The following is a 24,805-nucleotide window of genomic DNA, read 5'->3' as shown; positions in this document are numbered from 1 at the left end:
CGTGGGCGTGCTGTCTCGGATCGTCGCCGCGGCCACCCTGGCCGCGGCGGCGTACGCCGGCCTCCCCGCCGCCCCCGTGGCCGCGGCCGGCTGCTCCTCCGCGGACGGCGTCACCGTGGTCGTCGACTTCCACGAGCTCGGTGGCGGCGTGCAGACCGCCTGCGTGGCCGACGGCGGCGGGCAGACCGCGGCCGAGCTGTTCCCCGCCGCCGGCTTCCCGCTGGACTACGTCCAGCGCCAGCCGGGCTTCGTCTGCCGGGTGTCCGGCAAGCCCGCCGACAACCCGTGCGTGAACACGCCACCCGCCGACGCCTACTGGGGCCTGTACTGGTCCGACGGCAAGTCCGGGCGGTGGACCTATGCCACCAGCGGCGCCGGCGGCCAGCACGTCCCGGACGGTGGGTACGTCGGGTTCTCCTGGCAGGGGGGCGGCGACAGCACGCCCCCAGGCAGCAGCCCGACGCCGCACCCCACCGCCACCGCGACGCCCACGCAGGCATCGACCCAGGGACCCGGCCACGCGGGCTCGTCGGCGCCCTCCGGATCGGGCGCAACGTCGCCCGGTCAGCCGGGCACGGCCACCTCGGCCACGCCGATCGGGTCGGCCACGGCGACGACGAAGCCCGGCAGGCACGAACGGAAGCCGAGCGGGTCGCCGACGACGACGGCGAGCGGGTCACCGACGACGACCGGTTCCGCGGCGCCGAGTGAGTCGCCCGCGCTCACCGCCGCGACCTCGGACCCGGCCGATCCCGACGACGGCGGGCTGCCCGCCTGGGTCGCCCCGGCGGTGATCGCGCTGCTCTTCGGTGCGGCTGGGGGCACGACGCTGGTCCGCCGACGCAGGGGAGCCCGGCGGCCGTGAGCCCGAACGTGCGCCGGCACCGCGACCTGCACCCCGTGGCCTGGTGGCTGTGGGCGATCGGGCTCGCGGTGTCGGCGTCGTTCACGACCAACCCGCTGGTCCTGCTGCTGCTCGTGGGCGTCGCGGCGACGGCGGTGTCGCTGCGACGCTCCGACCAGCCGTGGGCGCGCTCGTTCGTCCTCTACGTCTGGCTGGGCGTCGCGATCGTGGTGATCCGGGTGGCCTTCCGGGTGGTCTTCGGCGGCTGGGCCGGCGGTCCGGTGCTGCTCGACCTGCCCGAGATCCCGCTGCCCGACTGGGTCGCCGGCATCACCTTGCTGGGGCCGGTGCACGCCCAGGCGCTGCTCGCCGCGGCGTACGACGGGCTGCGGCTGGCCACCATTGTGATCTGCGTCGGCGCCGCGAACTCCCTGGCCAACCCCAAGCGGCTGCTCCGCTCGGTGCCACCGGCTCTCTACGAGATCGGCACCGCGCTCGTGGTCGCGGTCAGCGTGCTGCCCCAGTTTGCCGACAGCGTCCGCCGGGTGCGCGCCGCGCAGCGCCTGCGCGAGGGCGAGACCGCGCGGATCGGCCGGCTCCGACGGTTCCTGGTGCCCGTGCTCGAGGACGCCCTCGAGCGCTCGCTCGCCCTCGCCGCGGGCATGGACACCCGTGGCTACGGCCGGGCCACCAGCCTCACCCGCGCCCAACGACGTACGACGGGAGCGCTCATGCTGACCGGCCTCGGCGGCATCTGCGTGGGCACCTACGCGGTGCTCGACACCACCGCCCCCCGCTACCTGGCGCTGCCGATGCTGGCGCTCGGGACGCTCACGGCGGGCGCGGGGCTGCTCAGCGCCGGCCGACGGGTGGAGCGCACCCGCTACCGCCCGGACCACTGGCGCTGGCCCGAGCTGGCGGTCGCGGCGTCGGGCGTGGTCGTCGGTGCCGCCGGGTGGTGGTTCGACCACCACCAGCCCGCGGTCGCCTACCCCGCCCTGGACGCGGTCCCGCCGGTGAGCGCGACGGCGCTGCTGGCTGCGGTCCTCGCGCTCGGGGGCGCGCTCTGCTCGCCACCGCCCGCCCGGCCGGTCGCCGGCACGCCGGCGCGCCGGGACGAGCCGCAGGGGGTGGCCGCGTGATCGAGCTACGCGACATCGGCTTCGCCTACGGCGACGGCCCGCCGGTGCTCGCGGACGTGGACCTGGTCATCGACGAGGGGGAGCTGGTCCTCGTCTCCGGGCCGACCGGCGCCGGCAAGTCGACGCTGCTCGGCGTGGTGACCGGGCTGGTGCCGCGCTTCACCGGCGGCACCCTGAGCGGCGACGTGCTGCTCGACGGCGTGAGCATCGTGCGCACGCCGCCGCGGGAGCGCGCGCACCGGATCGGCTACGTCGGCCAGAACCCGGCTGCGGGCTTCGTCACCGACACGGTCGAGGAGGAGCTCGCCTACGGCATGGAGCAGCTCGGGCTGCCGCCCGACACGATGCGCCGCCGGGTGGAGGAGACCCTCGACCTGCTCGGGATCGCGGACCTGCGCGGCCGCGACCTGCGCACGCTGTCCGGCGGCCAGCAGCAGCGGGTGGCGATCGGCTCGGTGCTCACCATGCACCCGCGGCTCCTGGTGCTCGACGAGCCGACCTCCGCGCTCGACCCCACCGCGGCCGAGGAGGTGCTGGCCACCCTCACCCGGCTCGTCCACGACCTCGGCGTCTCGGTGCTGGTGGCCGAGCACCGCCTCGAGCGGGTGGTGCCGTTCGCGGACCGGATGTGCCTGCTCGGTGGCGCCGGCCGGGTCCACGTCGGCGAGCCCGGCGAGCTGCTGGTCACCTCGCCGGTGGCGCCCCCGATCGTCGAGCTCGGCCGGGCCGCCGGTTGGCGGCCGCTGCCGCTGAACGTCCGCGACGCCCGCCGCCTGGCCCGCGGCCTGGCCCAGCGGCTCGGCAGCCTGCCGGAGGTCGAGGAGCCCGCGCCGGAGCCGGCCGTCGCCGTACGCCGACTCGCGGTCGTCCACGGCGAGACCGTCGCGGTGCGCGACGTCGACCTCGCGCTCGGCGGCGGCCGGGTCACCGCCCTGATGGGCCGCAACGGGTCCGGGAAGTCTTCGCTGATCTGGGCCCTGCAGGGCAGCGGCCCCCGCTCGGGCGGCCGGGTGAGCGTCGACGGCACCGACCCGGCGCAGCTGACGGCGGCCGGCCGGCGGGCCCTGGTCGGGCTGGTCCCGCAGAACGCCGCCGACCTGCTCTACCTCGAGACGGTCGCCGAGGAGTGCGCCGCGGCCGACGGCGGCACCGGGGCGTGCCGGCAGCTGCTCGAGCAGCTGGTGCCGGGCATCCCCGCGACCCAGCACCCGCGGGACCTCTCCGAGGGCCAGCGGCTCGCGCTGGTGCTCGCGATCGTGCTCAGCGCGCGCCCGCGGGTGCTCCTGCTGGACGAGCCCACCCGCGGCCTGGACTACGCCGCCAAGCGGGTGCTGGCCGGCGTGCTGCGCGGGCTCGCGGCCGAGGGCCGTGCGGTCCTGGTCGCCACCCACGACGTCGAGTTCGTGGCCCAGGTCGCCGACGACGTGCTCGTGCTCGCCGAGGGCGAGGTCGTCTCGTCCGGCCCGGTGCGCCGGGTGGTCGCCGAGTCGCCGTCGTTCGCCCCGCAGGTGACCAAGGTGCTCGGCCCGCCCTGGCTGCGGGTCGACGAGGTGGTCCGCCGCCTCGCCGAGCAGGCGAGCGCCTCGTGACCGGGCGTGCGGGCGCGCCCGCGGTCCGGATCGCGCCGCGCTCGGGCGCCGTGCTCGCGGTCGCCTCGGCGGCCGGGCTGATGATGCTCTGTTGGCCGCTGCTGCTGAGGGTCCCCGAGGGGGCGCGCGTCGATCCGCCGTTCGTGTTCGTCGCGCTGCTCCCGGTGGTGCTCGCGGTGGTGCTGGCCGAGCTCAACGAGGGCGGGCTGGACCCGCGGGTGCTCGCGGTGCTCGGCGTGCTCAGCGCCGTCAACGCCATCCTCCGCGGGATCTCGCCGGGCACGGCCGGCGTCGAGCTGACGTTCTTCCTGCTGATCCTGGCCGGGCGGGTGTTCGGCGCCGGCTTCGGGTTCGTCCTCGGCTGCACGTCGCTGTTCGCGTCGGCGCTCATGACCGCCGGGGTCGGACCCTGGCTGCCCTACCAGATGCTGTGCGCCGCCTGGGTCGGGATGGGGGCCGGGCTGCTCCCGCGGCGGGTCACCGGACGGGCCGAGATCGCGATGCTGGCGGCGTACGGCGTGGCCGCGGCGTACCTGTTCGGGCTGTTCATGAACCTGTCGGGCTGGCCGTTCCTGACCGGCATCGAGGTCGCGGGGCATGCCGGGTCGCTGTCTTACGTGGCCGGTGCGCCGGTCCTGGACAACCTGCACCGCTTCCTCGTCTACACGCTGCTGACCTCCACGGGCAGCTGGGACACGGTCCGGGCCGTCACCAACGCGGTCGCGATCGTCGTGCTCGGCCCCGCGGTGCTCACCACGCTGCGCCGGGCGGCGCGCCGGGCGACCGTGACCGGCTCGGTGACCGTCACGGCTCGATGAGCAGGATCCGGTCGTCCTTCGGTCCCGGGTCGCCGCGGCCGTCCCGGTTGCTGGTCGTGACCCACAGCCGGCCCTCCGGGGTGACGACCACGGTGCGCATCCGGCCGTACTGACCGACGAAGAAGTCGACCGGGTGGCTCGCGTGGTCGCCGTGGACGTCGACCCGCCACAGCCGCTCGCCGCGCAGCGATGCGAGCCAGAGCTGCCCGTCCAGCCAGGCCAGGCCGGATGGCGACGCGACGTCGGTCGACCACACGACCTGCGGGTCCACGAGGCCGCTCCGGCCGCCGCGCCCCTCGACGATCGGCCACCCGTAGTTGCGGCCCGGCCGGATCAGGTTCAGCTCGTCGAAGGTCTGGTCGCCGAACTCCGAGGCCCAGAGCCGGTCGGCGTCGTCGAAGGCCAGGCCCTGGACGTTGCGGTGCCCGAAGGACCAGATCGCCGAGCCCGGGAACGGGTTGCCGGGCGCCGGGTCGCCGTCGGCGGTGATCCGCAGGATCTTGCCGGCGAGCGTGCTCCTGTCCTGCGCGAGGTCGCCCTGGCCGGTCTCGCCCGTGGAGGCGTACAGGTAGCCGTCCGGCCCGAACGCCAGCCGGCCGCCGTCGTGGATCCCCCCGACCGGGATCCCGTCGAGGATCACGGTCAGCGGGCCGAGCCGACCGTGCTCGAGGCGCGCCTTGACGATCCGGTTGTCCGCGGCCGTGCTCAGGTAGAAGAACAGGGTCCGGTCGCGCGCGAAGTCCGGTGAGACGGCCACGCCGAGCAGGCCCGCCTCACCACCGGTGTCGCCGTTGGACACGGCGGCGTCGATCAGGCCGATCTCGCGCACGTCGTACGACGGCGCCTCGAGCAGCAGCACCCGCCGGGTGTCGCGCTCGGTGACGACGGCGTCGCCGTCCGGCAGGAAGGCCACGCCCCAGGGGGCGGCGAGCCCGGTCGCGATCGTGCCGACGACCCGAGCCGGGCCGTCGTCGACCTGGGGGGTGTTGTCACCGGTCGGCTTGGAGGGCTCGGTGGCGGGAGCGCTCGACTGCGGGGTCGCGGTGACGGTGTCCCCGGGATCGCCGCTGTCGGCGGGCTCCTCGCCGCCGCTGCACGCGGTCAGCAGCACCGCGGTGAGGGCGGCGGTGCCGGCCACGGCTGCCGCGCGTCGCATGTCACCCGACCCTACGCAGGAACTCCAGCAGGAGGGTGTGCACGCGCTCGGGGTGCTCCATCTGCACGAAGTGGCTGCCGCGCAGCTCGGTGTAGGTGGCCCCGTCGATGCGGGCGGCCGCACTGGCCATCGCATGGGTGCCGGCGAGCAGGTCGAAGGTGCCGGCGACGAACGCCGCGGGCACTCGGATCCGGCTCAGCGACACGCGCGGGTGCTGGGCGGTGTGCAGCGCGACGTGGAAGTACCACTCGACCGGCGTCTCGAGGAACGCGGCGATCGCCCGCCGCGCGAGCTCGGGGTCGGCGACGGGGAACATGAACCCGCTGTGGCTGAGCACGTCGATGGTGCGCCGGCCCACCGGCAGCCGGGTGGACAGTGGCGTGACCAGGTGCCCGCCGTACTTGAGGACCCGCGCGATGTTCACCGCCAGCGCCTTCGCGGCGAAGCGCGGCACCCGCAGCGGGCGCAACATCGTCGCGAACGTGTCGCCCGGCACCCCCGCGACCGCGAACAGGCCGCTGATCCGCTCGGGGTGGCGCACCGCCAGCTCGTACATCGTGTTGACGCCCATCGACCAGCCGACCAGGACCGCGCGGTCGATGCCGAAGTGGTCCATGACCGAGAGGCCGTCCTCGGCGAACGCCTCGATGCCGACGTGGTCGGGGTCGGCCGGGCGGTCGGAGCCGCCGGTCCCGCGGTGGTTCCACGAGACCACGCGGACGCCGCAGTCCGGGTCGAGGAATGCCGGCCAGGCCCACGCGCTCGTGCCGAGGCCGTTGCACAGCACGACGGTCGGGCCGGGCATGGTGCCGTCCGGGTCGTTGGTCCAGGCGCGCAGTCGGGTGCCATCGTCGGAGCGCACCTCGTGGAACGCGAGGGTCGGCGCCGGGACGGCGCTGGCGGGGTTCGCGGACATGGGCCCGATTCTGCACCGTCGGGCCCGGTCGACCCCCGGGACCGGCTCAGCCCTGCGCCGCCCGGGCCGCGACCGCGGCCGCCGGGGGCTGCCGGTGGGCCGCCAGGAACTCCTCGACCTCGTCGCGCTCCGCGCGCTGCTGGGCGAGCGCGGTGGCGGCGACCATCGCGTTGCGGCGGGCCCCGAGCTGGGACTCGACCGGCCAGCGCCGCATCCTCGCGATCGACCGGTCGTACGTGCGGCGCAGCAGGTGGGCGGCGAGGTTCATGGCGGCTCCCGTGAGGCACTCCCGAGCAGTGGTGCGCTCCACATTAAGGACCGTTGGATGCGCCCGCGTCAACGCTGTGTGACGGTTCTGTGAACTCGCTGGCGGCTGTCTCAGTCCGGTGCCGGTGCCGCCGTCGGTGCGGAGCGGGTGGCGCCGACCGAGGCGATGACCACGCACACCAGGGCGATCCACTGCTCGGCGCTGAGCAGCTCGTCGAGGACGACGATGCCGGCGAGCGCCGCGGCGGCGGGCTCCAGGCTCATCAGCACCGAGAACACCGAGGGCCGCAGCGAGCGGAGCGCGACCAGCTCGCAGCTGTAGGGGACCACCGAGCTGAGCAGGCCGACGACCGCGCCGAGCGCGAGGATCCGCGGGTCCAGCAGGTCCGACCCGCCGACCCCGACGGCGAAGGGCGTCAGCAGCGCGGTCGCGACCACCGAGGCGAGGGCGAGCCCGTCGAAGCCGGGCCATCGGCGCCCGGTCTGCGCGCTCAACAGGATGTACGACGCCCACATGGCGCCGGCGAGCAACGCGAACAGCACGCCCGCCAGGGTCAGGTCGCCGTCGCGTAGGCCGAGCAGCGCGACCCCGATGGCCGCGAGCAGCACCCACAGCAGGTCGCGGGCGCGGCGGGAGCCGAGCACGGCGAGGGTGAGCGGGCCGACGAACTCGAGGGTCACCGCGACCCCGAGCGGGATCCGCGCGAACGCCTGGTAGATCGCCCAGTTCATCACCCCGAGGCTGGCGCCGAACCCGAGCACCACCAGCCAGTCCGCCCGGGACCGGCCGCGCAGCACCGGCCGCGCGAGCGCGAGCAGCACGACCGCGCTGGTGACCAGCCGCAGCCACACGAGGGTGGTCGGCGCGACCTCGTCGAACAGGCTCTTGGCGACGCCGGCGCCGAACTGCACCGACAGGATGCCGATCAGCACCAGCCAGATCGGTGAGACGGGGGAGACCAGCCCGCGCGATGAGTTCGGGTCGGTCACCCGGTCAATCTAGAAGGTTGTCCCCGGGTGGGTGCACCCTGGGCTCAGGCGATGCCGGCGACGTTGGGAGTGGAGATGGCTGATCGGACCCTGTTGATGGTCGGGACCCGCAAGGGCCTCTGGCTCGGCACCTCCGACGAAGCGCGCACGGACTGGGAGTTCACCGGTCCGCACTGCAACATGGAGGAGGTCTACTCCTGCCTGGTGGACACCCGCTCGGACCCGCCGCGGCTGCTCGCCGGCGCGTCCTCGAGCTGGCTGGGACCCCAGGTCCGACGCTCGGACGACCTGGGCGCGACCTGGCAGGAGACCGCCGGCGGTGCGATCCGCTTCCCCGAGGGCACCGACGCGACCGTCGAGCGGGTCTGGCAGCTCGGGCCCGGGGTCGAGGACGGCGTCGTGTACGCCGGCACCGAGCCCGGTGCCGTCTGGCGCTCGGGCGACCGCGGCGAGACGTTCGAGCTGGTGCGCGGACTGTGGGACCACCCCCACCGAGCGGAGTGGGGCGCCGGGTTCGGCGGCCAGGCCTTCCACACCGTGCTGCCGCACCCCACCGATCCGATGTCGCTCACCGCGGCGATCTCGACCGGCGGCGTCTACCAGACCAGTGATGGCGGCGCGTCCTGGGCGCCGCGCAACCAGGGCATCCGCGCCGAGTTCCTGCCCGAGGGCCAGCAGTTCCCCGAGTTCGGCCAGTGCGTCCACAAGATCGCCCGCCACCCCTCGCGCCCGGAGCGGCTGTTCCTGCAGAACCACGGCGGCGTCTACCGCTCCGACGACCACGGCGGCACCTGGACCTACATCGCCGACGGCCTGCCCTCGGACTTCGGGTTCGCGATCGTCGTGCACCCGCACGATCCCGACACCGTCTTCGTCTTCCCGAACGGCAGCGGCGACGGTCGCTATCCGCCCGGCGGCAGGGCCCGGGTGTGGCGCTCGCGCGATGCCGGGGGGACGTGGGAGGAGCTCGGCGCCGGCCTGCCGGACGGGTTCTACGTCGCGGTGATGCGCGACGCGATGTGCGCCGACGACCACGACCGCCCCGGGCTCTACTTCGGTGCCCGCAACGGCGCCGTCTGGGGCTCGGCCGACGAGGGCGAGACCTGGCGCCAGGTCGTCTGCGACCTGCCCGACGTGATGGTGGTCCGCGCCGCCGCGATCTGAGACGGTGACCCGAGACCCAGGAGGACACGACATGGGTGGTTACGACGTCGTCCGCACGACCGACATCGCGGCGGACCCGGCCCGGGTGCACGCCCTGGTCGACGACTTCCAGGAGTGGACCACCTGGTCGCCGTGGGAGGACCTGGACCCCGCGCTGGAACGCACCTACACCGGGCCGGATGCCGGCGTCGGTGCCCACTACGCCTGGCGCGGCAACCGCAAGGCCGGCGCCGGTAGCATGGAGATCACCGGATCGACGCCCGAGCGGATCGACATCCAGCTGGTCTTCCAGAAGCCGTTCGCCGCCGTCAACCCGGTCGCGTTCACCTTCACCCCCACCCAGGTCGGTGGCGCGCCCGGCACCCACGTCGAGTGGCGGATGCGCGGGGAGCCGAAGGGCCTGTGGGGCCTGGTCGGCCGGCTGCTGCCGATGGACAAGATGGTCGGCAAGGACTTCGACAAGGGGCTGGCCCGGCTCAAGGGGGTCGCCGAGCAGCCTTGAGGCCCCGGTAGGTAGAACTGCCGCTCCCTCGGGGACCTTCGACGGTGGCGCCCGGTCTCGCGGAGGCGTAGAGCGGGGCTGGGGAGCGCTGGGGATGGCCGACGTGCAGGTCTCGCAGCCGGCCGCCGGGGTCGGTCGGCTCGGCACGGTCGCGGCCTGGGTGTCGGCGGCGGCGTGCCTGCCCTACCTGTTCCTGAAGGTGGCCTGGACCCTCGACCAGCCGGTGGGTCTCACCGACCGGTCGGTGCTGCACAGCGGCGGGTGGGTCGCCGGGAACGCGGTGATGGCCGCCGTCCAGCTCGTGGCGGTGGTCCTGGTGCTGGCGCTGGTCCGGCCGTCGTCGCGGAGGGTGCCGGCCTGGATCCTGCTCCTCCCGGTGTGGGTCGGGACCGGCCTGCTGTTCCAGGTCGTCGTCGGCTCGGCACTGACCGTGCTCACCTCGACGGCGGCGCAGGACTCCGGCACCGAGCTGGGCGGCATCGCCCCCTGGGTGTACGTGCTCGTCTATGCGTCCTTCGCGGTCCAGGGGGTTGCCCTGGCCGTGGCGTTCGGCTGTCACGTCCGCGCCCGCTGGGGCGGCCTGCTGAACAGGCGCACCGGCGAGGTCGTCGCGCTGCCACCGGCGCAGCAGGCCCGCCTCGGCCGGCTCGCCGCGCTCGCCGCCGTCGTGGCGGTGGCCGTGGCCCTCGTCTGCGTCTACTGGGCGGCCGGTGGCTCCGCCGGGCTCTCCGACGCCCGGGCCCACGACACCGCCGGGATGCAGGCGGCGCGCGCGGCGGGCGCCCTCGTCGCCGCGGCCGGGGTGCTCGGTCTCGCCGGCCGATGGGGCCGCGAGCGGGCGCTCTGGCTGCCCGCCGCACTCACCTGGATCGGCTCGGGCGCCCTCGTCGTCTTCGACGCTCTCACGGTCCTGGTCAACCGGCTGGTCTACCTCTTCGCGACCCCACCGCCCGAGGCGGACTGGGCCCCGATCGACACGGTGCTGGTCGTCAAGGTGCTCGTCGGCGTCCTGGTCGGTGTGGTCGGCGTGCTGGCGATCAGCCCTGGGTCGGCAGCGGCGGGGGCGGGTCGACGTACGCCGGCAGCTCGCCGGTCGCGTCGCTCTCCTCGGGGGGCAGGATCGGGTCGGGGACGCCGGCGGTGATCGTGCTGCCGTCGGCGCGGGTGCCGCCGATGATCGGGTGCTCGCCGAGCAGCCCGTCGATCCGGTCGCCCTGGTCGGGCAGGTCGACGACCAGGGGAGCGTCCGCGGTCAGGACGTACTCCGTGCCGCGCACGGTCAGCGGCACCGCCTCCTCGCCCGCGGCCGTGACCGTGAACACCACCCGGTCCTCGGTGATCTCGACGAGGATCCGCGAGCCATGCCAGCAGATCCGGAACGTCAGACCCGGCCAGCTGACCGGAAGCCGCGGGTCGAAGCTGAGCCGCCCCCCGTGGTCGCGCATGCCACCGAAACCGAAGACCAGTGCGTTCCATACCCCGCCGGTCGAGGCGATGTGCAGCCCGTCGACGGTGTTGCCGTGCAGGTTCGCGAGGTCGACGTAGAGCGACTCGTGGAAGTAGTGCAGCGCCGCCTCGTGGTAGCCCACCTCGGCGGCGATCACCGACTGCACGACCGCCGACAGCGTGGAGTCGCCGGTGGTGATCGGGTCGTAGTACTCGAAGTCGGCGCGCTTCTCCTCGAGCGTGAAGCGGTCGCCCTGGAGCAGCAGCGCCAGCACGACGTCGGCCTGCTTGAGCACCTGGAACCGGTAGATCACCAGTGGGTGGTAGTGCAGCAGCAGCGGGCGCAGCTCGGCCGGCGTGCGGGACAGGTCCCACACCTCGCGGTCGAGGAAGTAGTCGTCCTGCGGGTGAATGCCGAGCCCCTCGTCGTACGGGATCGTCATGCCCTTCGCACAGGCACGCCACTCAGCGACCTCGTCGGGGTCCACGCGCAGCCGGGCGACCACGCGCACGTAGTCGTCGGGGTGGTAGGCACGGATCCGCTCCAGCGACTCGACGGCCTGCTCGAGGTTGAACCGGGCCATCACGTTCGTGAACAGGTTGTTGTTGACGACGGTCGTGTACTCGTCCGGACCGGTGACGCCGTGGATGTGGAACGTGGGCCCGCCGTTGCTGCGCCAGAACCCGAGGTCCGCCCACATCCGGGCGGTCTCGACCAGGATGTCGATGCCCTCGCGGATCAAGAAGCCGTAGTCACCGGTCGCCCGGACGTACTTCACCAGCGCGTAGGCGATGTCCGCGTCGATGTGCACCTGCGCAGACCCCGCGGCGTAGTACGCCGAGGCCTCTTCACCGTTGATGGTGCGCCAGGGGTACATCGCGCCGCTCTGCGCCATCTCGCGGGCCCGCTCGCGGGCCGCGGGCAGCATGACCGACCGGAAGTGCAGCGCGTTGCGCGCCACCTCCGGGCGGGTGTAGCTGAGGAACGGGACCACGTAGATCTCGGTGTCCCAGAAGTAGTGGCCCTCGTAGCCGGAGCCGGTCACACCCTTCGCCGGTACGCCGAGCCCGTCGATGCGGCCGGTGGCCTGGGCGAGGCTGAACAGGTTGAAACGGGTCGCCTGCTGCAGCGCGCGGTGCTCGGGGGTGCTGCCGGCGATCTCCACGTCGGCGCTGTCCCAGAAGTCGGAGAACCAGTCGCGCTGGTCGGCCAGGTAGTGCTCGACCCCGTGCCTCCGGGCCCGGTCGAGGGTGCGGTCGCAGCGGTCGGAGAGCTCGCGGACCGGGGCGACCCGGGAGGTGTGGTAGGCGACCGTCTTCTCCAGCCGCATCGTCGTGCCCCGGGTCGCGTCGACCCGGATCACCGTCTTGGCCTGGTCGTCGGTGCAGCGCGGCAACGCCTCGTGCACGTCGGTGGTGTGCAGGACGTGGTCGGCGGCCACCGCGATCGTCATCCCGGAGTGGGCGCACTGGTAGGCCAGCCCCATCCGGTCGTCGGTGGCGTAGCTGAGTCGAGGCAGCAGCACCCGCTCGCCGAACGCCGCCGCGCGGCGCGGGTCGACCACGTCGCCGGGCACCGGGTGCACCGCGCGGTACTCGTCCAGGCCGTCCTGCCGGTTCAGGATCTGCGAGGAGATCACCACGGGGGCGTCGCCGCTCAGCATCTCGACCTCGAGGGTCATCACGGCGAGGTGCCGCTGCGACATCGAGACCATCCGGGTGGAGTCGATCCGGACCCGCTTGCCCGACGGGGTACGCCAGATCAGGTGGCGACGCAGGATGCCGTCGCGGAAGTCGAGCCGGCGCTCGTAGTGCTCGAGGTCGGCAGTGCCGAAGGTGAGCGGCTCGTCGTCGACGTAGATCTTGAGGACCTTGGTGTCCGGCGCGTTCACGATGGTCTGGCCGGTGCGCGCGAAGCCGAACGCCGACTCCGCATGCCGGATCGGCCAGGTCTCGTGGAAGCCGTTCACGAACGTCCCGTGGGCGTACGACGGGCGGCCCTCCTCGGGATTGCCGCGCATGCCGAGGTAGCCGTTCCCGACCGCGAAGAGCGTCTCGGTCACGCCCAGGTCGTCGGGGCGGTAGCCGGTCTCGACCAGCGCCCACGGGTCGGCGGGGAACCGGCCCCGGTCGAGCGGGTCGGCGCTCATGGCGTGGCTGTGCGCCATCACGCGAGGTCACCCGCGCCCGGCACCAGCTCGGCCAGGTCGGAGACGACGACGTCGGCGCCCGCAGCGGCGAGCGTCTCGGGACCGGCGCCCCGGTCGACGCCGATCACCAGTCCGAACCCCCCGGCGGCGCCCGCGCGCACCCCCGACACCGCATCCTCCAGCACCACGGTCCGATCGGCCGATGCGCCGAGGTCCTGAGCGGCGGCGAGGAAGGTGTCCGGCGCCGGCTTGCCGGGCAGCCCGCGCTCGTGGGCCACCGTGCCGCTCATCACGGTGCCGAACCGGCCGGCGATGCCGGCCGCCTCCAGGACCGCCGGTGCGTTCGCCGACGACGACACGACCCCCAGGGGGAGGCGGAGCTGCTCGAGGTGGTCCAGCAGCAGGAGCGAGCCCGGGTACGCCGCGACCCCGTCGCGCTCGAGCACGACGTTGAACGCATCGTTCTTGCGGTTGCCGAGGCCGCAGACGGTGTCGGCCGACGCCGGGTCGGCCGGCGTCCCCTCGGGCAGCGCGATGCCGCGCGAGGACAGGAAGTCGCGGACCCCGTCGTACCGCGGCTTGCCGTCGACGTGGGCGAAGTAGTCGACCTCGGTGTACGGCGCGGCGTCCCCGGGCCCGTCGTAGGCGGACAGGAACGCGTTGAACATGTCCGACCAGGCGCGCATGTGGACCTCGGCGGTGGGCGTCACCACACCGTCCAGGTCGAACAGCACCGCGTCGTACCTTGGCCAGCTCACCGAACGCACGGGACTCACACGAGAAGGCTAGGGCTTCTCGGGAGTCGGGCCGGGCGGCGCCCCACCCCTTCCGGCGAATACCCTGGGCCCATGACCGAGCCCACCTCCCGCCCCGACATCAAGCCCCGCTCCCGCGACGTCACCGACGGCCTGGAGAAGGCCGCCGCGCGCGGCATGCTGCGGGCGGTAGGCATGGGCGACGAGGACTTCGCGAAGCCGCAGATCGGCGTGGGCTCGAGCTGGAACGAGATCACCCCGTGCAACCTGTCCCTGGACCGGCTCGCCAAGGCCGTGAAGAACGGCGTGCACGCGGCCGGCGGCTACCCGCTGGAGTTCGGCACCATCTCGGTCTCCGACGGCATCTCCATGGGCCACGAGGGCATGCACTTCTCGCTGGTCTCCCGCGAGGTGATCGCCGACTCGGTCGAGACCGTGATGATGGCCGAGCGCCTGGACGGCTCGGTGCTGCTCGCCGGCTGCGACAAGTCGCTGCCGGGCATGATGATGGCCGCCGCCCGCCTCGACCTGGCCAGCGTGTTCCTCTACGCCGGCTCGACGATGCCCGGGCAGGTGGACGGCAACGACGTCACGATCATCGACGCGTTCGAGGCCGTCGGGGCGTGCCTGGCCGGCAAGATCAGCCGCGACGAGGTGGACCGGATCGAGCGGGCCATCTGTCCGGGCGAGGGCGCCTGCGGCGGCATGTACACCGCGAACACGATGGCCTCCATCGCCGAGGCGATCGGCATGTCGCTCCCCGGCTCGGCGGCCCCGCCGGCGGTCGATCGCCGACGCGACGGCTTCGCGCACCGCTCGGGGGAGGCCGTGGTCAACCTGTTGCGCCAGGGCATCACGGCCCGCCAGATCATGACTCGCGCGGCGTTCGAGAACGCGATCACGGTCGCGATGGCGCTCGGCGGCTCGACCAACGCCGTGCTCCACCTGCTCGCGATGGCTCGTGAGGCCGACGTCGACCTCACCATCGACGACTTCAACCGGATCGGTGACAAGGTGCCGCACCTCGGCGACCTCAAACCGTTCGGCAAGTACGTCATGAACGACGTCGACAAGATCGGCGGCATCCCCGTCGTGATGAAGGCACTGCTCGACGCCGGTCTGATGCACGGCGACGCGCTCACCGTCACCGGCAAGACCCTGGCCGAGAACCTCGCCGAGCTGGCCCCGCCGGAGCTCGATGACGAGGTGATCCGCAAGCTGGACCGGCCGATCCACAAGACCGGTGGGCTCACGATCCTCAAGGGCTCGCTCGCTCCCGAGGGCGCCGTGGTCAAGACGGCCGGCTTCGACGACTCCGTGTTCACCGGCACCGCCCGCGTCTTCGACGGCGAGCGGGCCGCGATGGACGCCCTCGAGGCCGGGCAGATCCAGCCCCGCGACGTCGTGGTGATCCGCTACGAGGGCCCGAAGGGTGGCCCCGGCATGCGCGAGATGCTCGCGATCACCGGCGCGATCAAGGGCGCCGGCCTCGGCAAGGACGTCTTGCTGATCACCGACGGCAGGTTCTCCGGTGGTACGACGGGCCTGTGCGTGGGCCACATCGCCCCCGAGGCCGTCGACGGCGGCCCGATCGCGTTCGTCCGCGACGGCGACCAGATCACCCTCGACGTCGCCAACCGGCTGCTCGAGGTGGAGGTCGTCGGTCCCGATGCCGAGGCCGAGTGGGAGCGCCGCAAGGTCGGCTGGGAGCCGAATCCGCCCAAGTACACCCGCGGGGTGCTCGGCAAGTACGCCAAGATCGTCCAGTCCGCCGCGCACGGCGCCATCACCGGCTGAGTCGCCCGCCGGGCAGACAGGGGACCGATGCCTCGGGCCGGCCCCGCGACATCGTGACCCCCGAACTCATGTCAGAGGTCTTCGGCGTCGCCTGCCTGACCGTGGACGATCCCGTCACCGGGACGCCCATCGTCGTTCCGCTCGAGGAGTGACCTGCTGCGACCGAGGCCCAAGCCGGTGGCGAACGTCGAATGCGGGCCCACCGTAAGGCGTGCATTCCTTACATGCTGGGGAGATTGCGCTTGCCCAGGTTCCGAACCAGGAGGCGATCGCGAAGCGCGGCGTGCTTCTTGTGCGGCGGCCTGGTCCGCGGCCACGTCCTGTGCGTGAGACTGCAACGAGCAGCCATCCGGCAGGGTGAACCGTTCGCGAGTGGGGCCGGACTCATCAAATCCGGTCTCGTCAAGTCCGGTCTGGTCGGTCCGGTCTATGACCGTGGCGAAGACCTCGGCCGTCACGTGCTCGCGCAATCTGCTCACGAACCCGGGTGAAGCAGATACCGCCGGCACGCTTCGAAGGCTGGCCACCAATCGCAGCATCCTGTGTCCAGCTCGGGACTTCAGTCCTCGCCCAAGCTGTGCCGCGTGCCAGTCTCGGTGAAGTGTTGGGGGAAGTTCGAGGGGTGTGGTCTAGACCGTTCTAGGTGGCCGCCGTCGGCGTCGACTCTTCCGTGGGTTCCGATAGGTGGAGAAACTCCTGCGCCCCGGATGGCCGGCTGGCGAGAACGACCTCTGGGCAGCTGGGGCTTGCAGGAAGATCGCCGTTCTCCGGACGCCTGCTGACGGTGTGACGTGGGTCTCTTACTCGTCGGTCATGGCGACCACGCGTGGCGGGCTCCCTAACGTTCGGCGGGCTGGCGTGGGATCGGCGAGATCTGTTTCCGCTGGCAGCAAGGGCGAGCCGGTCGCCCCCTCCCTTCCTTCCTCAGGCGGCTGGCGAGCAGCTCCTGGCCCACCGGATCTGCGTGCAGAACCGGTGGGCCAGGGGCCCGTTCCTGAACGGTCATCCGGACACGTCTGTTGAGAGGACGCCATGAACGCGACCCATGCAGCAACCGTGGCAGCGAGCGGGCCGACCCCGTTCGATCATGTCCTCCCGGGGAAGGTGCGGGCGGTTCTGGGGGCGAGGCTGCTTCAGTTCGGGACGGCGCGGGTCTGGGGGGAGCGCGTCGAGAACTCGCTGACGGTAACGGACGGGCTGTCCGACCGCGGCGACCACGAGACGCGGTCGACCCCGGCGAGGCGGGCCGGGACGTGCTGAAGATGGCAGGCCTGTTCGAGGTCTATGAGCAAGATGGCGAGCATCACTGGGTGCTGCGCGACTGGGACGGTGAGGTGATGGCGCGTAACGGCGGCTACGTCTCCCGGATCGGGGCGCTGATGGAGATCGAGCGGTTGCGGGTGACGGCTTTGACCGCGAACGTCGTTGAGGCGTGACCAGCGATGCGGCTGGGGCGCTTGCAATGAGGTTGCTCGCCCGGGAGAGGCGGCAGATCGCCACTCTGGAGGAGATCGCACGCCGAGCGATCCGCAGCGCAATCCCGATCGACGAGGCGGTCGTGGAGCTGCGGCGGATCAGCGCAGATCCTGTTCTGCTCGGTGTGGCGGCGGGGCGAGCCAGTGGACGGTGGAGGGCCATTCCGCTCTTCGAGTCGGTCGGCAAGGCGATCGCTGACCTCCTGGTTGCGGCCGGTGCCGACACGGACGTGCTCACCATGACAGCCACCTCTGTGGAACGCCGCCTTCGCCGACACGTACGCCGAACCGACCCCAGCGGCACAGTCCCGGCACCTAGCGGAAGCCAGCGGGCCAGTAGGCGACCGACGCGACCACGACCCCGGCGCGGCCGATCGGGATCCTCATGCAGGATCCTGGCCACCTCCTCATCGTCGATAGCGCCGTCGGTCAGGCCGCCGTCGATGAGGCCCCGTGGTAGTCGGCCAGGTCCCGCGCAGGCTCGTCGTGAGGGTCCGGCGCGGGTCGGGGTTGCTGGTACTGGTCGCGCAACACCTCGCGGCCGCGACGTGGGCGGCGTCGATGACCGTCATGGTTCGCTATTTGACCGGTCCGCGACCGCCACCGTCTGCAAGCGGCCTCTCTTGCGGTCCGGGGGTCGGACGGCACGGCACCTGCATCGCATCGAGCTCGTGGCACGTGGTGGCCGGCCGCCCACGTGACCCGGCGATGCCGAGGCGCGGCCGGAGCGCGGTCACGCTCACCGTGCAAACGTCGCCGGGACCGAGCGCAGGAGGTCGTCTTGGATCGTCTCGGGGGACGGGTACGCCACCTTGCTGTGCGACAGGCCCAGGAGCACCAGCGTTTCGGCAGCCTTGTAGGCGATGACGCCCGGGTTGAGCACCGGCACCTCGAGGTGCTCACTCAGGTACGCGTGACTCTGGTGCATGGTTGTCGAACCGAGGATGAGGACATCGGCCCCGTCCTCGTCGATCGCGGCCCGGCAGGCTCCTTCCAGGACATCGAAGACGAAGTCCTCTTTTCCCGCGAGCAACTGCTCCGCGTCGGGACGGACCCCGATGTCTCGGATCGACGCGAGGCGACCGGTCAGCCCCTGCTCGGCTGCGACCTTGCGGTACAGCGAATGCCAGTTCGGCCACATGGTGATCACCGAGAACGTCCTGCCGAGGAGGCACGCCGCCAGCATCGACGCCTGGCTCGGCGCCACCACGGGGATGGTCAGACGAGACCTGAGCGCGGAGAGCGCGGAGTCGCTCATCGAGTTCACACAGACGGCGTCGTACCCCTCCTCCTCTGCCCGGCACCCGGCGTCCAGGACGAAGGCATCACACAGGGTCTGCTCGTACGGGCTGTCGATCGCGTTGGCGGCGCCAGCGCGCGTGGCGACGAACGTGGTCTCGAAGCCGGGGAAGATCGCCCGCGTCGGGACCATGTCATGGAAGCCGGCCAAGGCCTCCTCGGGTACGGGAACCGGGACGATCTCCAAGATCTTGGGCATCACGACACTCCTGAACCAGGGTCGATCACGCCGTGGTCAGGGCCAGATTAGCGTTGAAGCGGAACAGGTTCTCGGGGTCGTACTTCTGCTTCAGCTCGACCAGGCGGTCCCAGGTGCGGCCGCCGACGCCGTCGCCGTAGGCCGACCTCGCACCGCCGGTCTCCTCGCCACCCGCGTAGTTCACGTAGGTGCCGCCGGTCGCGAACGGTTCGAGGCGGTCGTACAGATCGCGCACCCACTGCCGAACCTCCGGGTCCTGGTCGGCCTCGTCCCACAGGCCGATCAGGTTGAACGGCCAGTCGGCCTTGCGATGCGGGAAGGCGGTCGCGTCCTCGGGAACGCGTGCGACCGCTCCACCGAGTCGCATCAGTTCGATCTGCGAGGCGTGGTGGGGGAGCCGATGCATCGCCTCGATCATCGTGTCCAGGACCTCGTCCGGCAGCTCCACCAGGAAGCCGGCCTTCGCGTAGTGCCGACGACCGTGGGCGAAGACCTCGTCGAAGAGGCTCTGCAGCACGACGTACGGCATCACTCCGCCCGTGGCCACCGTCACCAGATCGCCGAGCAGGTCCATCTTGGCGCCGATCTGGCGCTCACCCTCGACAGGGTCACCTGCCCAGATCATCGGCATCATGAGGACCGGCTGCTCGCGCAGGCGCTCGGGGATCCACTCGAACCCGGGCAGGGCCGGTGCGCCGCGGAAGAAGTTGTTCCGGTCCTGCGCCGCCGTCGCTGATGCGAGGCTCGCCCCGCTTGTGCCGCATCGGTCCGCCCGCTAACCTGAACGCTGTTCACCTGAACGCTGTTCACCTGAACGCTGTTCACCTGAACGCTGTTCACCTGAACGCTGTTCAGGATCTCGTCGAGGAGGCTGGATGCAGACATCCTTCGATCACCTGGCGGACCGCATCCTTGCCGGAGGTGACGCGACGCCCGCCGACGCGTTGGCGGTGCTACGCGCCGACGAGAAGGACCTGCTCCACGTGGTTGCGGCAGCGGGTCGGCTGCGCCGCGCGCGCTTCGGCAACACGGTGAAGGTCAACTACCTGGTGAACCTGAAGTCCGGGCTCTGTCCGGAGGACTGCCATTACTGCAGCCAGGCGCTGGGATCCCGGGCGCCGATCCTCAAGTACAACTGGCTCTCGTCCGAGGAGGTCCTGGAGCAGGCCGGTGCCGGCCTGCGAGGCGGGGCGACGCGGGTGTGCCTGGTGTCCTCGGGCCGTGGCCCGTCGGACCGGGACGTGGACCGGGTCGCAGCGATGGCCCAGGAACTGAAGGGTGAGCAGCCCGGCGTCGAGATCTGCGCCTGTCTAGGGTTGCTGAAGGACGGGCAGGCCGAGCGGCTCCGGGCAGCCGGAGTGGACGCCTACAACCACAACATCAACACCGCCGAATCCCACCACGACACCATTGTCTCGACCCACTCCTACTCCGATCGAGTGGACACCATCGAGAAGGCGGCGGCCGCTGGGCTCTCGCCGTGCTCGGGATTGATCGCCGGACTCGGCGAGACCGACGAGCAGCTGGTCGAGGCGCTGTTCGCGCTCAAGGCTCTGGGCGCGGACTCGATCCCGGTGAACTTCCTGATGCCGTTCGACGGCACCCCCAGCGAGCGCACTTTCGAGCTCACGCCGATCCGGTGCGTGCAGATCCTGGCGATGACACGATTCGTGTGTCCCGATACCGAGATCCGCATCGCCGGCGGCCGCGAGATGCACCTGCGGTCGCTGCAGGCCCTCGCCCTGCATGTCGCGAACTCCATCTTCCTCGGCGACTACCTCACTTCCGAGGGCCAGGACGCGCGCGCCGACCTGGAGATGCTGCGCGACAACGGGTTCGCCATCCTCGGCGCGGAGGCCAAACCCGCCGGCACGGCCACTGCGGCCCACCGCGCCCAGACAGCCCACGACATTGCCGGCGGCACCTCCGTTGCGGGGTCCGCCCCGGATCCGGCGATCCGCCGCCGTGGCGCCGGAACCGACGTGCCGGCCAACGCGTGAGCACCGCCCTCGTCGCCGAACCGGCCGAGCGGACCACGCTCGCAGGGCTGCTGGCGTTCGACCGGGCGCACGTGTGGCATCCGTACGCCTCGATGACGGACCCGACCCCGGTGCGGCTGGTGACCGGCGCCCACGGCGTACGCCTGACCATGGCCGACGGGTCCCAGGTCATCGACGGCATGTCTTCGTGGTGGTCGGCGATCCACGGGTACCGAGTCCCCGAGCTCGACGCCGCACTCGTGGCACAGTCGCAGCGCATGAGCCACGTGATGTTCGGCGGCCTCACCCACGCCCCCGCCATTCGGCTGGCCCAGCGGCTGGTCGCGATCACCCCGGATGCGCTGCAGCACGTGTTCCTCGCTGACTCCGGGTCGGTGAGCGTGGAGGTCGCGATCAAGATGGTGCTCCAGTACCAGCGCGGCGTCGGTCGGCCGGAGCGGACCCGGCTGCTGACTGTGCGTGGCGGCTACCACGGCGACACCTTCGGGTGCATGAGCGTGTGCGATCCGATCGGCGGGATGCACGCCATGTTCGCCGCCGTCCACCACTCCCAGGTGTTCGCCGACCGGCCCCCCGGCCCGGGCGGCGACGTGGACGGGTGGGCCGACGGTGTCCGCCGCCTGGCCGCCACCCACGCCCGCGAGTTGGCCGGCATCATCATCGAGCCCCTACTCCAGGGCGCCGGCGGCATGCACGTCTACGACGCCGCCTGCCTGCGCATCCTGCGCGAGATCGCGGACGAGCACGACCTGGTGCTGGTCTTCGACGAGATCGCCACCGGCTTCGGCCGCACCGGCCACCTGTTCGTCAGCGACCACGTCACCCCGGACATCTTGTGCCTGGGCAAGGCACTGACCGGCGGCTACCTCACCCTCGCAGCGGTCCTCGCCACCGCCGAGATCGCCCACGGCATCTCCGGCAGCGAGTCTGGGGTGCTGATGCACGGCCCCACCTTCATGGGCAACCCGCTGGCCTGCGCGGTCGCCCTGGCGAGCCTGGACCTGCTCCAGACCCGCGACTGGGGCGCCGACGTACGGCGTCTCCACGCCGCCCTGACCACCGGGCTCGAGCCGCTGCGTGCCGCCCCCGGCATTGCCGATGTTCGGGTCCTCGGGGCGGTCGGCGTCGTCCAGCTCGACCACGAAGTCGACGTCGCCAAAGCCACCGACGCCGCCCTCGCCGAGGGGGTCTGGCTGCGCCCGTTCCGCGACCTGGTCTACACAATGCCGCCCTACCCCACCCAACAGGCTGACGCCGCCCACATATGCGCCGCCATCGCCCACGCCGCCGCGGTCGCCTGATGAGCGAACCCACCTGGGACGAATGTTCCGCCGGCCGACCCGTTGTCAGCGCCGGCGCCGTGCCGACCGGTGACCTACAGCCCCGAGGACCCCACGACCGGGTCCGACCCTCGATGAGCCCTCTGGGCGACTCGATCACATGGGAGGACTGGCTCACGGGCCGGGCCGCCGACCGTGAGGAGGCCGGGTTGGTCCGGCGCCTTCATCCCCGTCGACCGCACGAGACGGTCCTCGACCTCGCCAGCAACGACTACCTCGGGCTCAGCCACCATCCCCAGGTCCGTCGCGCCGCGGCCGCCGCGGCCCTGCGCTGGGGCGCCGGAGCGACCGCGTCCCGGCTGGTCACGGGCACCCTGACCCTGCACACCGACCTCGAGGCCGAGCTCGCCGACTGGCTCGGACAGCCGGCCGCTCTCGTGCTTTCGACCGGTTACCACGCCAACCTCGCCGCCGTCACCGCGCTCGCCGACCGCGACGCGCACATCATCTCTGACGCCCACATCCACGCGTCCCTCATCGACGCCGTCCGGCTCTCGAGCGCCCGACTCACCGTGGTCCCCCACAACGACGTGACCGCGGTCCGGGCCGCGCTCACCGCGCACCCCGGCCGGCGGACGCTCGTGCTGGCCGAGTCGGTCTACTCCGTCCTCGGCGACCGCGCCCCTCTGGTCGACCTCGCCGACGCCTGCGCGGGCCATGGCGCCTGGCTGCTGGTCGACGAGGCCCACGCGCTCGGAGTGCACGGACCCGGACTCGTCAAGGCATGTGGCCTGGCCGACCGACCCGACGTGATCGTGACCGCCACCCTCTCCAAGAGCCTTGGCAGCCAAGGCGGCGCGATCCTGGGCACCACCGCGCTGATCGAGCACCTGATCAACACCGCCCGCCCCTTCATCTTCGACACCGGCCTCAACCCCGCCGCCACCGCCGCTGCCCTGACCGCGACGCGGATCACCCGAATCCACCCCCAACTGGCCGCCACTGTCCACGCCCGCGTCACCGCCCTGGCCGGCCTCCTCGACGTCCCCGCGCCGGCAGGCGCAGTGCTGTCGGTGCCGATGCCCTCACCTTCGGATGCCCTCGCCGCCCAGGCCGAGCTGCTCACAGGCGGCGTGCGGGTCGGCTGCTTCCGACCACCCTCAGTACCAGACGGGATCTCCCGGCTCCGGATCACCGCCAGCGCCGGCATGGCCCCCGAGGACTGGCAACGAGCCACGCAAGCCCTTCACAGCGTCACCCGCAGGGCCCGGTCATGACCGGCCGGATCGTCATCGTCACCGGCACCAACACCGGCGTCGGGAAGACCATTGCGACCGCGGCCCTCGCCGCTCGCGCGCTCGGCCACCGAGAACGGGTCGCCGTGGTCAAGCCCGTTCAGACCGGCACCACCGACGACACCCCCGACGCGGCAGTCATCCGCCGACTCACCGGCATCGACGTCCACCAGTACACCGTCCTGGCCGAGCCGCTCGCTCCGGATACCGCCGCCCGACGCGCCGGCGTGGAGATCCCGCCCATCGCCGTCCACGCCGCTCGGATCCGCGCTCTCGCCCGATCCCACGACCTCGTGCTGGTTGAAGGCGCCGGCGGCCTGCTCGTCCGCCTCGACACCAATGGCGGCACCGTCCTCGACCTCGCCGACGACCTTCGCGACCACCCCCCGGGCCCCCCGGGCGCTTTCGTCGACCCGGCCATCTCATCCGTCGAGGTGTCCTTTGTCGTCGTCGTCGGCGCCGGCCTCGGCACCCTCAACCACACAGAGCTCACCAGCGCCGCCATCAGGACTCGCGGACACGTCGTCGATGGCATCATCATCGGCTCCTGGCCGAGCGACGCAGGACTTGCTGAACGCTGCAACCTCGACGACCTTCCACGCGTCACCAACCTCCCGCTCCTCGGAACGATCCCGGCCGGGGTCAGTGCGTTGACGCCTCCAGAGTTCAGCAGGGTTGCGCAGCGGGAGCTGCGAGGTCTGGAACTCGCCTGGATCCATCGGAGGGCTCGGGCAACACTGGGGCAACACGAGGTCCAGATACCGCCCAAGAAGACCCGCGATAGCCAGTCAACAATTGCGCCACTGATCTCCGGTCCTCAGTGATTCTCAGCGTCGACGCCGCCCTCGAGCGAACGGGCCTCGTGCCGACCAGGACCCACGAGCTGGTCCGCAATGTGATGGTTTCCCCGCAGACCGGCTTGGTCGGGGGGCAGGCCGACCTCCGGGTGGTTGCACGTGAGCTGGACGACCGGTTGTGCGCTGACCCAGAGCTCCCGGCACTGCCGGGCCGGTTCTTGTTCGTGCTCGACGACGGACGCGGCGATCTCCTGGCTCGCAGCTGCGACCTTGGGCTGGTTGCGCTTGGCTCGACCTGGGCTCAGCTACGGATCGGGACCGGGTGGGGGGCGACTGTGCCGCTCGCGGAGGCGGCAGGGCGGATCGCCGAGCTGGCGCATGAGTTCGTCGTACGCCGAGGGCGCGGACCGACTGCGGCTTGGCACGTGTCGGAGTTGGCTGAGCCTCTCGTCGAACCGAGAGGCCCCGATCCCGGGCTCCCGGAATCGGCCAAGTCGTTGCCATTCGGCCCGGTGCCGGGTGGCCGGCATATCGAGGTTCCCAAGGCCGGCCTCGGCCGCCAAGCCATCGATGACCTGACCGCAGCAGTCGGTGACGTGGTCGTCACGCCGTGGCGTGGCGTGCTCATTCCCGAGGAGAGCAGATGACCGACCTGCGCAGGCCGAAGCGCCGCTCCGAGTACGTGGACTCCGGACCCGCCATCTATGTCGATTCCTTCGCCACCATCCGGCGAGAGGCCGGCCTGCGGGCCGTGCCGGCCGATGCCGAGAAGCTCGCCGCCACCGTCCGTGGCCGCCGCGGGGGATCGGCGATGACCTCGTCAGCCCTCAATGCACTCGCCCAGGAGGCAGAGTGAGCACCACCCCACGTCGTCCTCGCTCCGCTCCGGGCGCCGCGGGGGCCCCGAAAGGCACCGGCCGTTTG

The 24,805-nt window shown here is 72.1% G+C and carries 24 protein-coding genes; 16 read left to right on the top strand and 8 right to left on the bottom strand.

The genetic code is table 11. The features are described from left to right. Window position 1: 1 nt before the first annotated feature. The 4 genes from NOCA_RS18865 to NOCA_RS18850 are packed head-to-tail and all read left to right on the top strand — an operon-like array spanning window position 2 to window position 4,393. Complete coding sequence (locus NOCA_RS18865) at window positions 2-865, top strand: hypothetical protein (RefSeq protein ID WP_011756866.1); 864 nt, start codon at window positions 2-4, stop codon at window positions 863-865. Beyond that, the gene (locus tag NOCA_RS18860; protein WP_011756865.1) at window positions 862-1,986 is read left to right on the top strand and encodes an energy-coupling factor transporter transmembrane component T; all 1,125 of its coding nucleotides are present in this window, start codon (window positions 862-864) and stop codon (window positions 1,984-1,986) included. The genes NOCA_RS18865 and NOCA_RS18860 overlap by 4 nt, the downstream gene beginning before the upstream one ends. Beyond that, window positions 1,983-3,575: an ABC transporter ATP-binding protein gene (locus NOCA_RS18855; RefSeq protein ID WP_011756864.1), complete on the top strand. Its 1,593-nt coding sequence runs from the start codon at window positions 1,983-1,985 to the stop codon at window positions 3,573-3,575. The genes NOCA_RS18860 and NOCA_RS18855 overlap by 4 nt, the downstream gene beginning before the upstream one ends. Continuing rightward, the gene (locus tag NOCA_RS18850; protein WP_011756863.1) at window positions 3,572-4,393 is read left to right on the top strand and encodes an ECF transporter S component; all 822 of its coding nucleotides are present in this window, start codon (window positions 3,572-3,574) and stop codon (window positions 4,391-4,393) included. Before NOCA_RS18855 ends, NOCA_RS18850 begins: the two co-directional genes overlap by 4 nt. Here the strand turns inward: NOCA_RS18850 and NOCA_RS18845 are convergent. From NOCA_RS18845 to NOCA_RS18830, 4 genes are all read right to left on the bottom strand, one after another. Beyond that, window positions 4,380-5,549, bottom strand: coding sequence for a PQQ-dependent sugar dehydrogenase (locus NOCA_RS18845; protein ID WP_011756862.1), 1,170 nt, complete (start codon window positions 5,547-5,549; stop codon window positions 4,380-4,382). The two genes, NOCA_RS18850 and NOCA_RS18845, sit on opposite strands and share 14 nt — an antisense overlap. 1 nt (window position 5,550) lies before the next feature. Continuing rightward, window positions 5,551-6,465 (bottom strand): alpha/beta fold hydrolase, encoded by a 915-nt coding sequence (locus tag NOCA_RS18840; RefSeq protein ID WP_011756861.1) that lies wholly within the window; start codon window positions 6,463-6,465, stop codon window positions 5,551-5,553. 46 nt (window positions 6,466-6,511) lie between these two features. Further along, window positions 6,512-6,733: a hypothetical protein gene (locus NOCA_RS18835; protein ID WP_011756860.1), complete on the bottom strand. Its 222-nt coding sequence runs from the start codon at window positions 6,731-6,733 to the stop codon at window positions 6,512-6,514. A gap of 110 nt (window positions 6,734-6,843) precedes the next feature. Further along, window positions 6,844-7,722: an EamA family transporter gene (locus NOCA_RS18830; RefSeq protein ID WP_011756859.1), complete on the bottom strand. Its 879-nt coding sequence runs from the start codon at window positions 7,720-7,722 to the stop codon at window positions 6,844-6,846. A 75-nt stretch (window positions 7,723-7,797) separates the two neighbouring features. Here NOCA_RS18830 and NOCA_RS18825 point away from each other — a divergent pair, with 75 nt between their 5' ends. The 3 genes from NOCA_RS18825 to NOCA_RS26015 all read left to right on the top strand — a co-directional run bounded on the left by NOCA_RS18825 (window position 7,798) and on the right by NOCA_RS26015 (window position 10,532). After that, window positions 7,798-8,886 carry a WD40/YVTN/BNR-like repeat-containing protein gene (locus NOCA_RS18825; RefSeq protein WP_011756858.1) on the top strand — a complete coding sequence of 363 codons (1,089 nt, stop codon included), beginning with the start codon at window positions 7,798-7,800 and terminating at the stop codon, window positions 8,884-8,886. Between the two features lie 31 nt (window positions 8,887-8,917). Continuing rightward, window positions 8,918-9,388 carry an SRPBCC family protein gene (locus tag NOCA_RS18820; RefSeq protein ID WP_041546678.1) on the top strand — a complete coding sequence of 157 codons (471 nt, stop codon included), beginning with the start codon at window positions 8,918-8,920 and terminating at the stop codon, window positions 9,386-9,388. A 94-nt stretch (window positions 9,389-9,482) separates the two neighbouring features. Beyond that, entirely contained in the window at window positions 9,483-10,532 is a 1,050-nt protein-coding gene (locus NOCA_RS26015; RefSeq protein WP_011756856.1) for a hypothetical protein, read from the top strand. On the opposite strand, the gene NOCA_RS18810 is transcribed toward NOCA_RS26015, so the two are convergent. Together NOCA_RS18810 and NOCA_RS18805 are read right to left on the bottom strand one after the other, a co-directional pair. Next, window positions 10,426-12,984 carry a glycoside hydrolase family 65 protein gene (locus tag NOCA_RS18810; protein ID WP_197687701.1) on the bottom strand — a complete coding sequence of 853 codons (2,559 nt, stop codon included), beginning with the start codon at window positions 12,982-12,984 and terminating at the stop codon, window positions 10,426-10,428. The genes NOCA_RS26015 and NOCA_RS18810 overlap by 107 nt on opposite strands. 17 nt (window positions 12,985-13,001) lie before the next feature. Next, window positions 13,002-13,742, bottom strand: a complete 741-nt coding sequence (locus NOCA_RS18805) for an HAD family hydrolase (RefSeq protein ID WP_041547910.1) — start codon at window positions 13,740-13,742, stop codon at window positions 13,002-13,004. A 90-nt stretch (window positions 13,743-13,832) separates the two neighbouring features. On the opposite strand from NOCA_RS18805, the gene ilvD reads away from it, so the two are divergent. The 3 genes from ilvD (at window position 13,833) to NOCA_RS18790 (ending at window position 16,972) form a co-directional block, all read left to right on the top strand. Then, window positions 13,833-15,536: a dihydroxy-acid dehydratase gene (gene ilvD / locus NOCA_RS18800; protein WP_011756853.1), complete on the top strand. Its 1,704-nt coding sequence runs from the start codon at window positions 13,833-13,835 to the stop codon at window positions 15,534-15,536. Window positions 15,537-16,568: 1,032 nt separating this feature from the next. After that, a complete protein-coding gene (locus tag NOCA_RS18795; RefSeq protein ID WP_140403981.1) occupies window positions 16,569-16,796 on the top strand; it encodes a hypothetical protein in 228 nt (75 codons plus the stop codon). Window positions 16,797-16,798: 2 nt separating this feature from the next. After that, a complete protein-coding gene (locus NOCA_RS18790; protein WP_158305682.1) occupies window positions 16,799-16,972 on the top strand; it encodes a YegP family protein in 174 nt (57 codons plus the stop codon). 778 nt (window positions 16,973-17,750) lie between these two features. On the opposite strand, the gene NOCA_RS18785 is transcribed toward NOCA_RS18790, so the two are convergent. Beyond that, on the bottom strand, window positions 17,751-18,509 hold the full coding sequence (locus NOCA_RS18785; protein ID WP_011756851.1) for an aspartate/glutamate racemase family protein: 759 nt from the start codon (window positions 18,507-18,509) through the stop codon (window positions 17,751-17,753). Between the two features lie 25 nt (window positions 18,510-18,534). Continuing rightward, window positions 18,535-19,143: a BBE domain-containing protein gene (locus tag NOCA_RS18780; protein WP_011756850.1), complete on the bottom strand. Its 609-nt coding sequence runs from the start codon at window positions 19,141-19,143 to the stop codon at window positions 18,535-18,537. A 241-nt stretch (window positions 19,144-19,384) separates the two neighbouring features. On the opposite strand from NOCA_RS18780, the gene bioB reads away from it, so the two are divergent. The 6 genes from bioB (at window position 19,385) to NOCA_RS28040 (ending at window position 24,737) form a co-directional block, all read left to right on the top strand. After that, the gene (gene bioB / locus NOCA_RS18775) at window positions 19,385-20,509 is read left to right on the top strand and encodes a biotin synthase BioB (protein ID WP_011756849.1); all 1,125 of its coding nucleotides are present in this window, start codon (window positions 19,385-19,387) and stop codon (window positions 20,507-20,509) included. Then, window positions 20,506-21,810 carry an adenosylmethionine--8-amino-7-oxononanoate transaminase gene (locus NOCA_RS18770; protein WP_011756848.1) on the top strand — a complete coding sequence of 435 codons (1,305 nt, stop codon included), beginning with the start codon at window positions 20,506-20,508 and terminating at the stop codon, window positions 21,808-21,810. Before bioB ends, NOCA_RS18770 begins: the two co-directional genes overlap by 4 nt. Before the next feature lie 113 nt (window positions 21,811-21,923). Further along, window positions 21,924-23,066: an 8-amino-7-oxononanoate synthase gene (locus tag NOCA_RS18765; RefSeq protein ID WP_011756847.1), complete on the top strand. Its 1,143-nt coding sequence runs from the start codon at window positions 21,924-21,926 to the stop codon at window positions 23,064-23,066. Continuing rightward, a complete protein-coding gene (gene bioD / locus NOCA_RS18760) occupies window positions 23,063-23,908 on the top strand; it encodes a dethiobiotin synthase (protein ID WP_011756846.1) in 846 nt (281 codons plus the stop codon). The genes NOCA_RS18765 and bioD overlap by 4 nt, the downstream gene beginning before the upstream one ends. Further along, on the top strand, window positions 23,905-24,528 hold the full coding sequence (locus tag NOCA_RS18755) for a hypothetical protein (RefSeq protein WP_011756845.1): 624 nt from the start codon (window positions 23,905-23,907) through the stop codon (window positions 24,526-24,528). The genes bioD and NOCA_RS18755 overlap by 4 nt, the downstream gene beginning before the upstream one ends. Then, complete coding sequence (locus NOCA_RS28040) at window positions 24,525-24,737, top strand: hypothetical protein (protein ID WP_011756844.1); 213 nt, start codon at window positions 24,525-24,527, stop codon at window positions 24,735-24,737. The genes NOCA_RS18755 and NOCA_RS28040 overlap by 4 nt, the downstream gene beginning before the upstream one ends. The last annotated feature ends 68 nt before the right edge of the window (window positions 24,738-24,805 follow it).

The sequence above is a fragment of the Nocardioides sp. JS614 genome, from assembly GCF_000015265.1.
GTDB lineage: Bacteria > Actinomycetota > Actinomycetes > Propionibacteriales > Nocardioidaceae > Nocardioides.
This window is presented reverse-complemented; position numbering and strand designations above follow the sequence as displayed.

Coding starts and splice junctions, on each gene's coding strand:
- NOCA_RS18845 (WP_011756862.1), bottom strand. CDS start 5,549: ATGCGACGCGCGGCAGCCGTGGCCGGCACCGCCGCCCTCACCGCGGTG.
- NOCA_RS18840 (WP_011756861.1), bottom strand. CDS start 6,465: ATGTCCGCGAACCCCGCCAGCGCCGTCCCGGCGCCGACCCTCGCGTTC.
- NOCA_RS18835 (WP_011756860.1), bottom strand. CDS start 6,733: ATGAACCTCGCCGCCCACCTGCTGCGCCGCACGTACGACCGGTCGATC.
- NOCA_RS18825 (WP_011756858.1), top strand. CDS start 7,798: ATGGCTGATCGGACCCTGTTGATGGTCGGGACCCGCAAGGGCCTCTGG.
- NOCA_RS18820 (WP_041546678.1), top strand. CDS start 8,918: ATGGGTGGTTACGACGTCGTCCGCACGACCGACATCGCGGCGGACCCG.
- NOCA_RS26015 (WP_011756856.1), top strand. CDS start 9,483: ATGGCCGACGTGCAGGTCTCGCAGCCGGCCGCCGGGGTCGGTCGGCTC.
- NOCA_RS18810 (WP_197687701.1), bottom strand. CDS start 12,984: ATGAGCGCCGACCCGCTCGACCGGGGCCGGTTCCCCGCCGACCCGTGG.
- ilvD (WP_011756853.1), top strand. CDS start 13,833: ATGACCGAGCCCACCTCCCGCCCCGACATCAAGCCCCGCTCCCGCGAC.
- NOCA_RS18795 (WP_140403981.1), top strand. CDS start 16,569: ATGAACGCGACCCATGCAGCAACCGTGGCAGCGAGCGGGCCGACCCCG.
- NOCA_RS18790 (WP_158305682.1), top strand. CDS start 16,799: ATGGCAGGCCTGTTCGAGGTCTATGAGCAAGATGGCGAGCATCACTGG.
- NOCA_RS18785 (WP_011756851.1), bottom strand. CDS start 18,509: ATGCCCAAGATCTTGGAGATCGTCCCGGTTCCCGTACCCGAGGAGGCC.
- NOCA_RS18780 (WP_011756850.1), bottom strand. CDS start 19,143: ATGATGCCGATGATCTGGGCAGGTGACCCTGTCGAGGGTGAGCGCCAG.
- bioB (WP_011756849.1), top strand. CDS start 19,385: ATGCAGACATCCTTCGATCACCTGGCGGACCGCATCCTTGCCGGAGGT.
- NOCA_RS18765 (WP_011756847.1), top strand. CDS start 21,924: ATGAGCCCTCTGGGCGACTCGATCACATGGGAGGACTGGCTCACGGGC.
- bioD (WP_011756846.1), top strand. CDS start 23,063: ATGACCGGCCGGATCGTCATCGTCACCGGCACCAACACCGGCGTCGGG.
- NOCA_RS28040 (WP_011756844.1), top strand. CDS start 24,525: ATGACCGACCTGCGCAGGCCGAAGCGCCGCTCCGAGTACGTGGACTCC.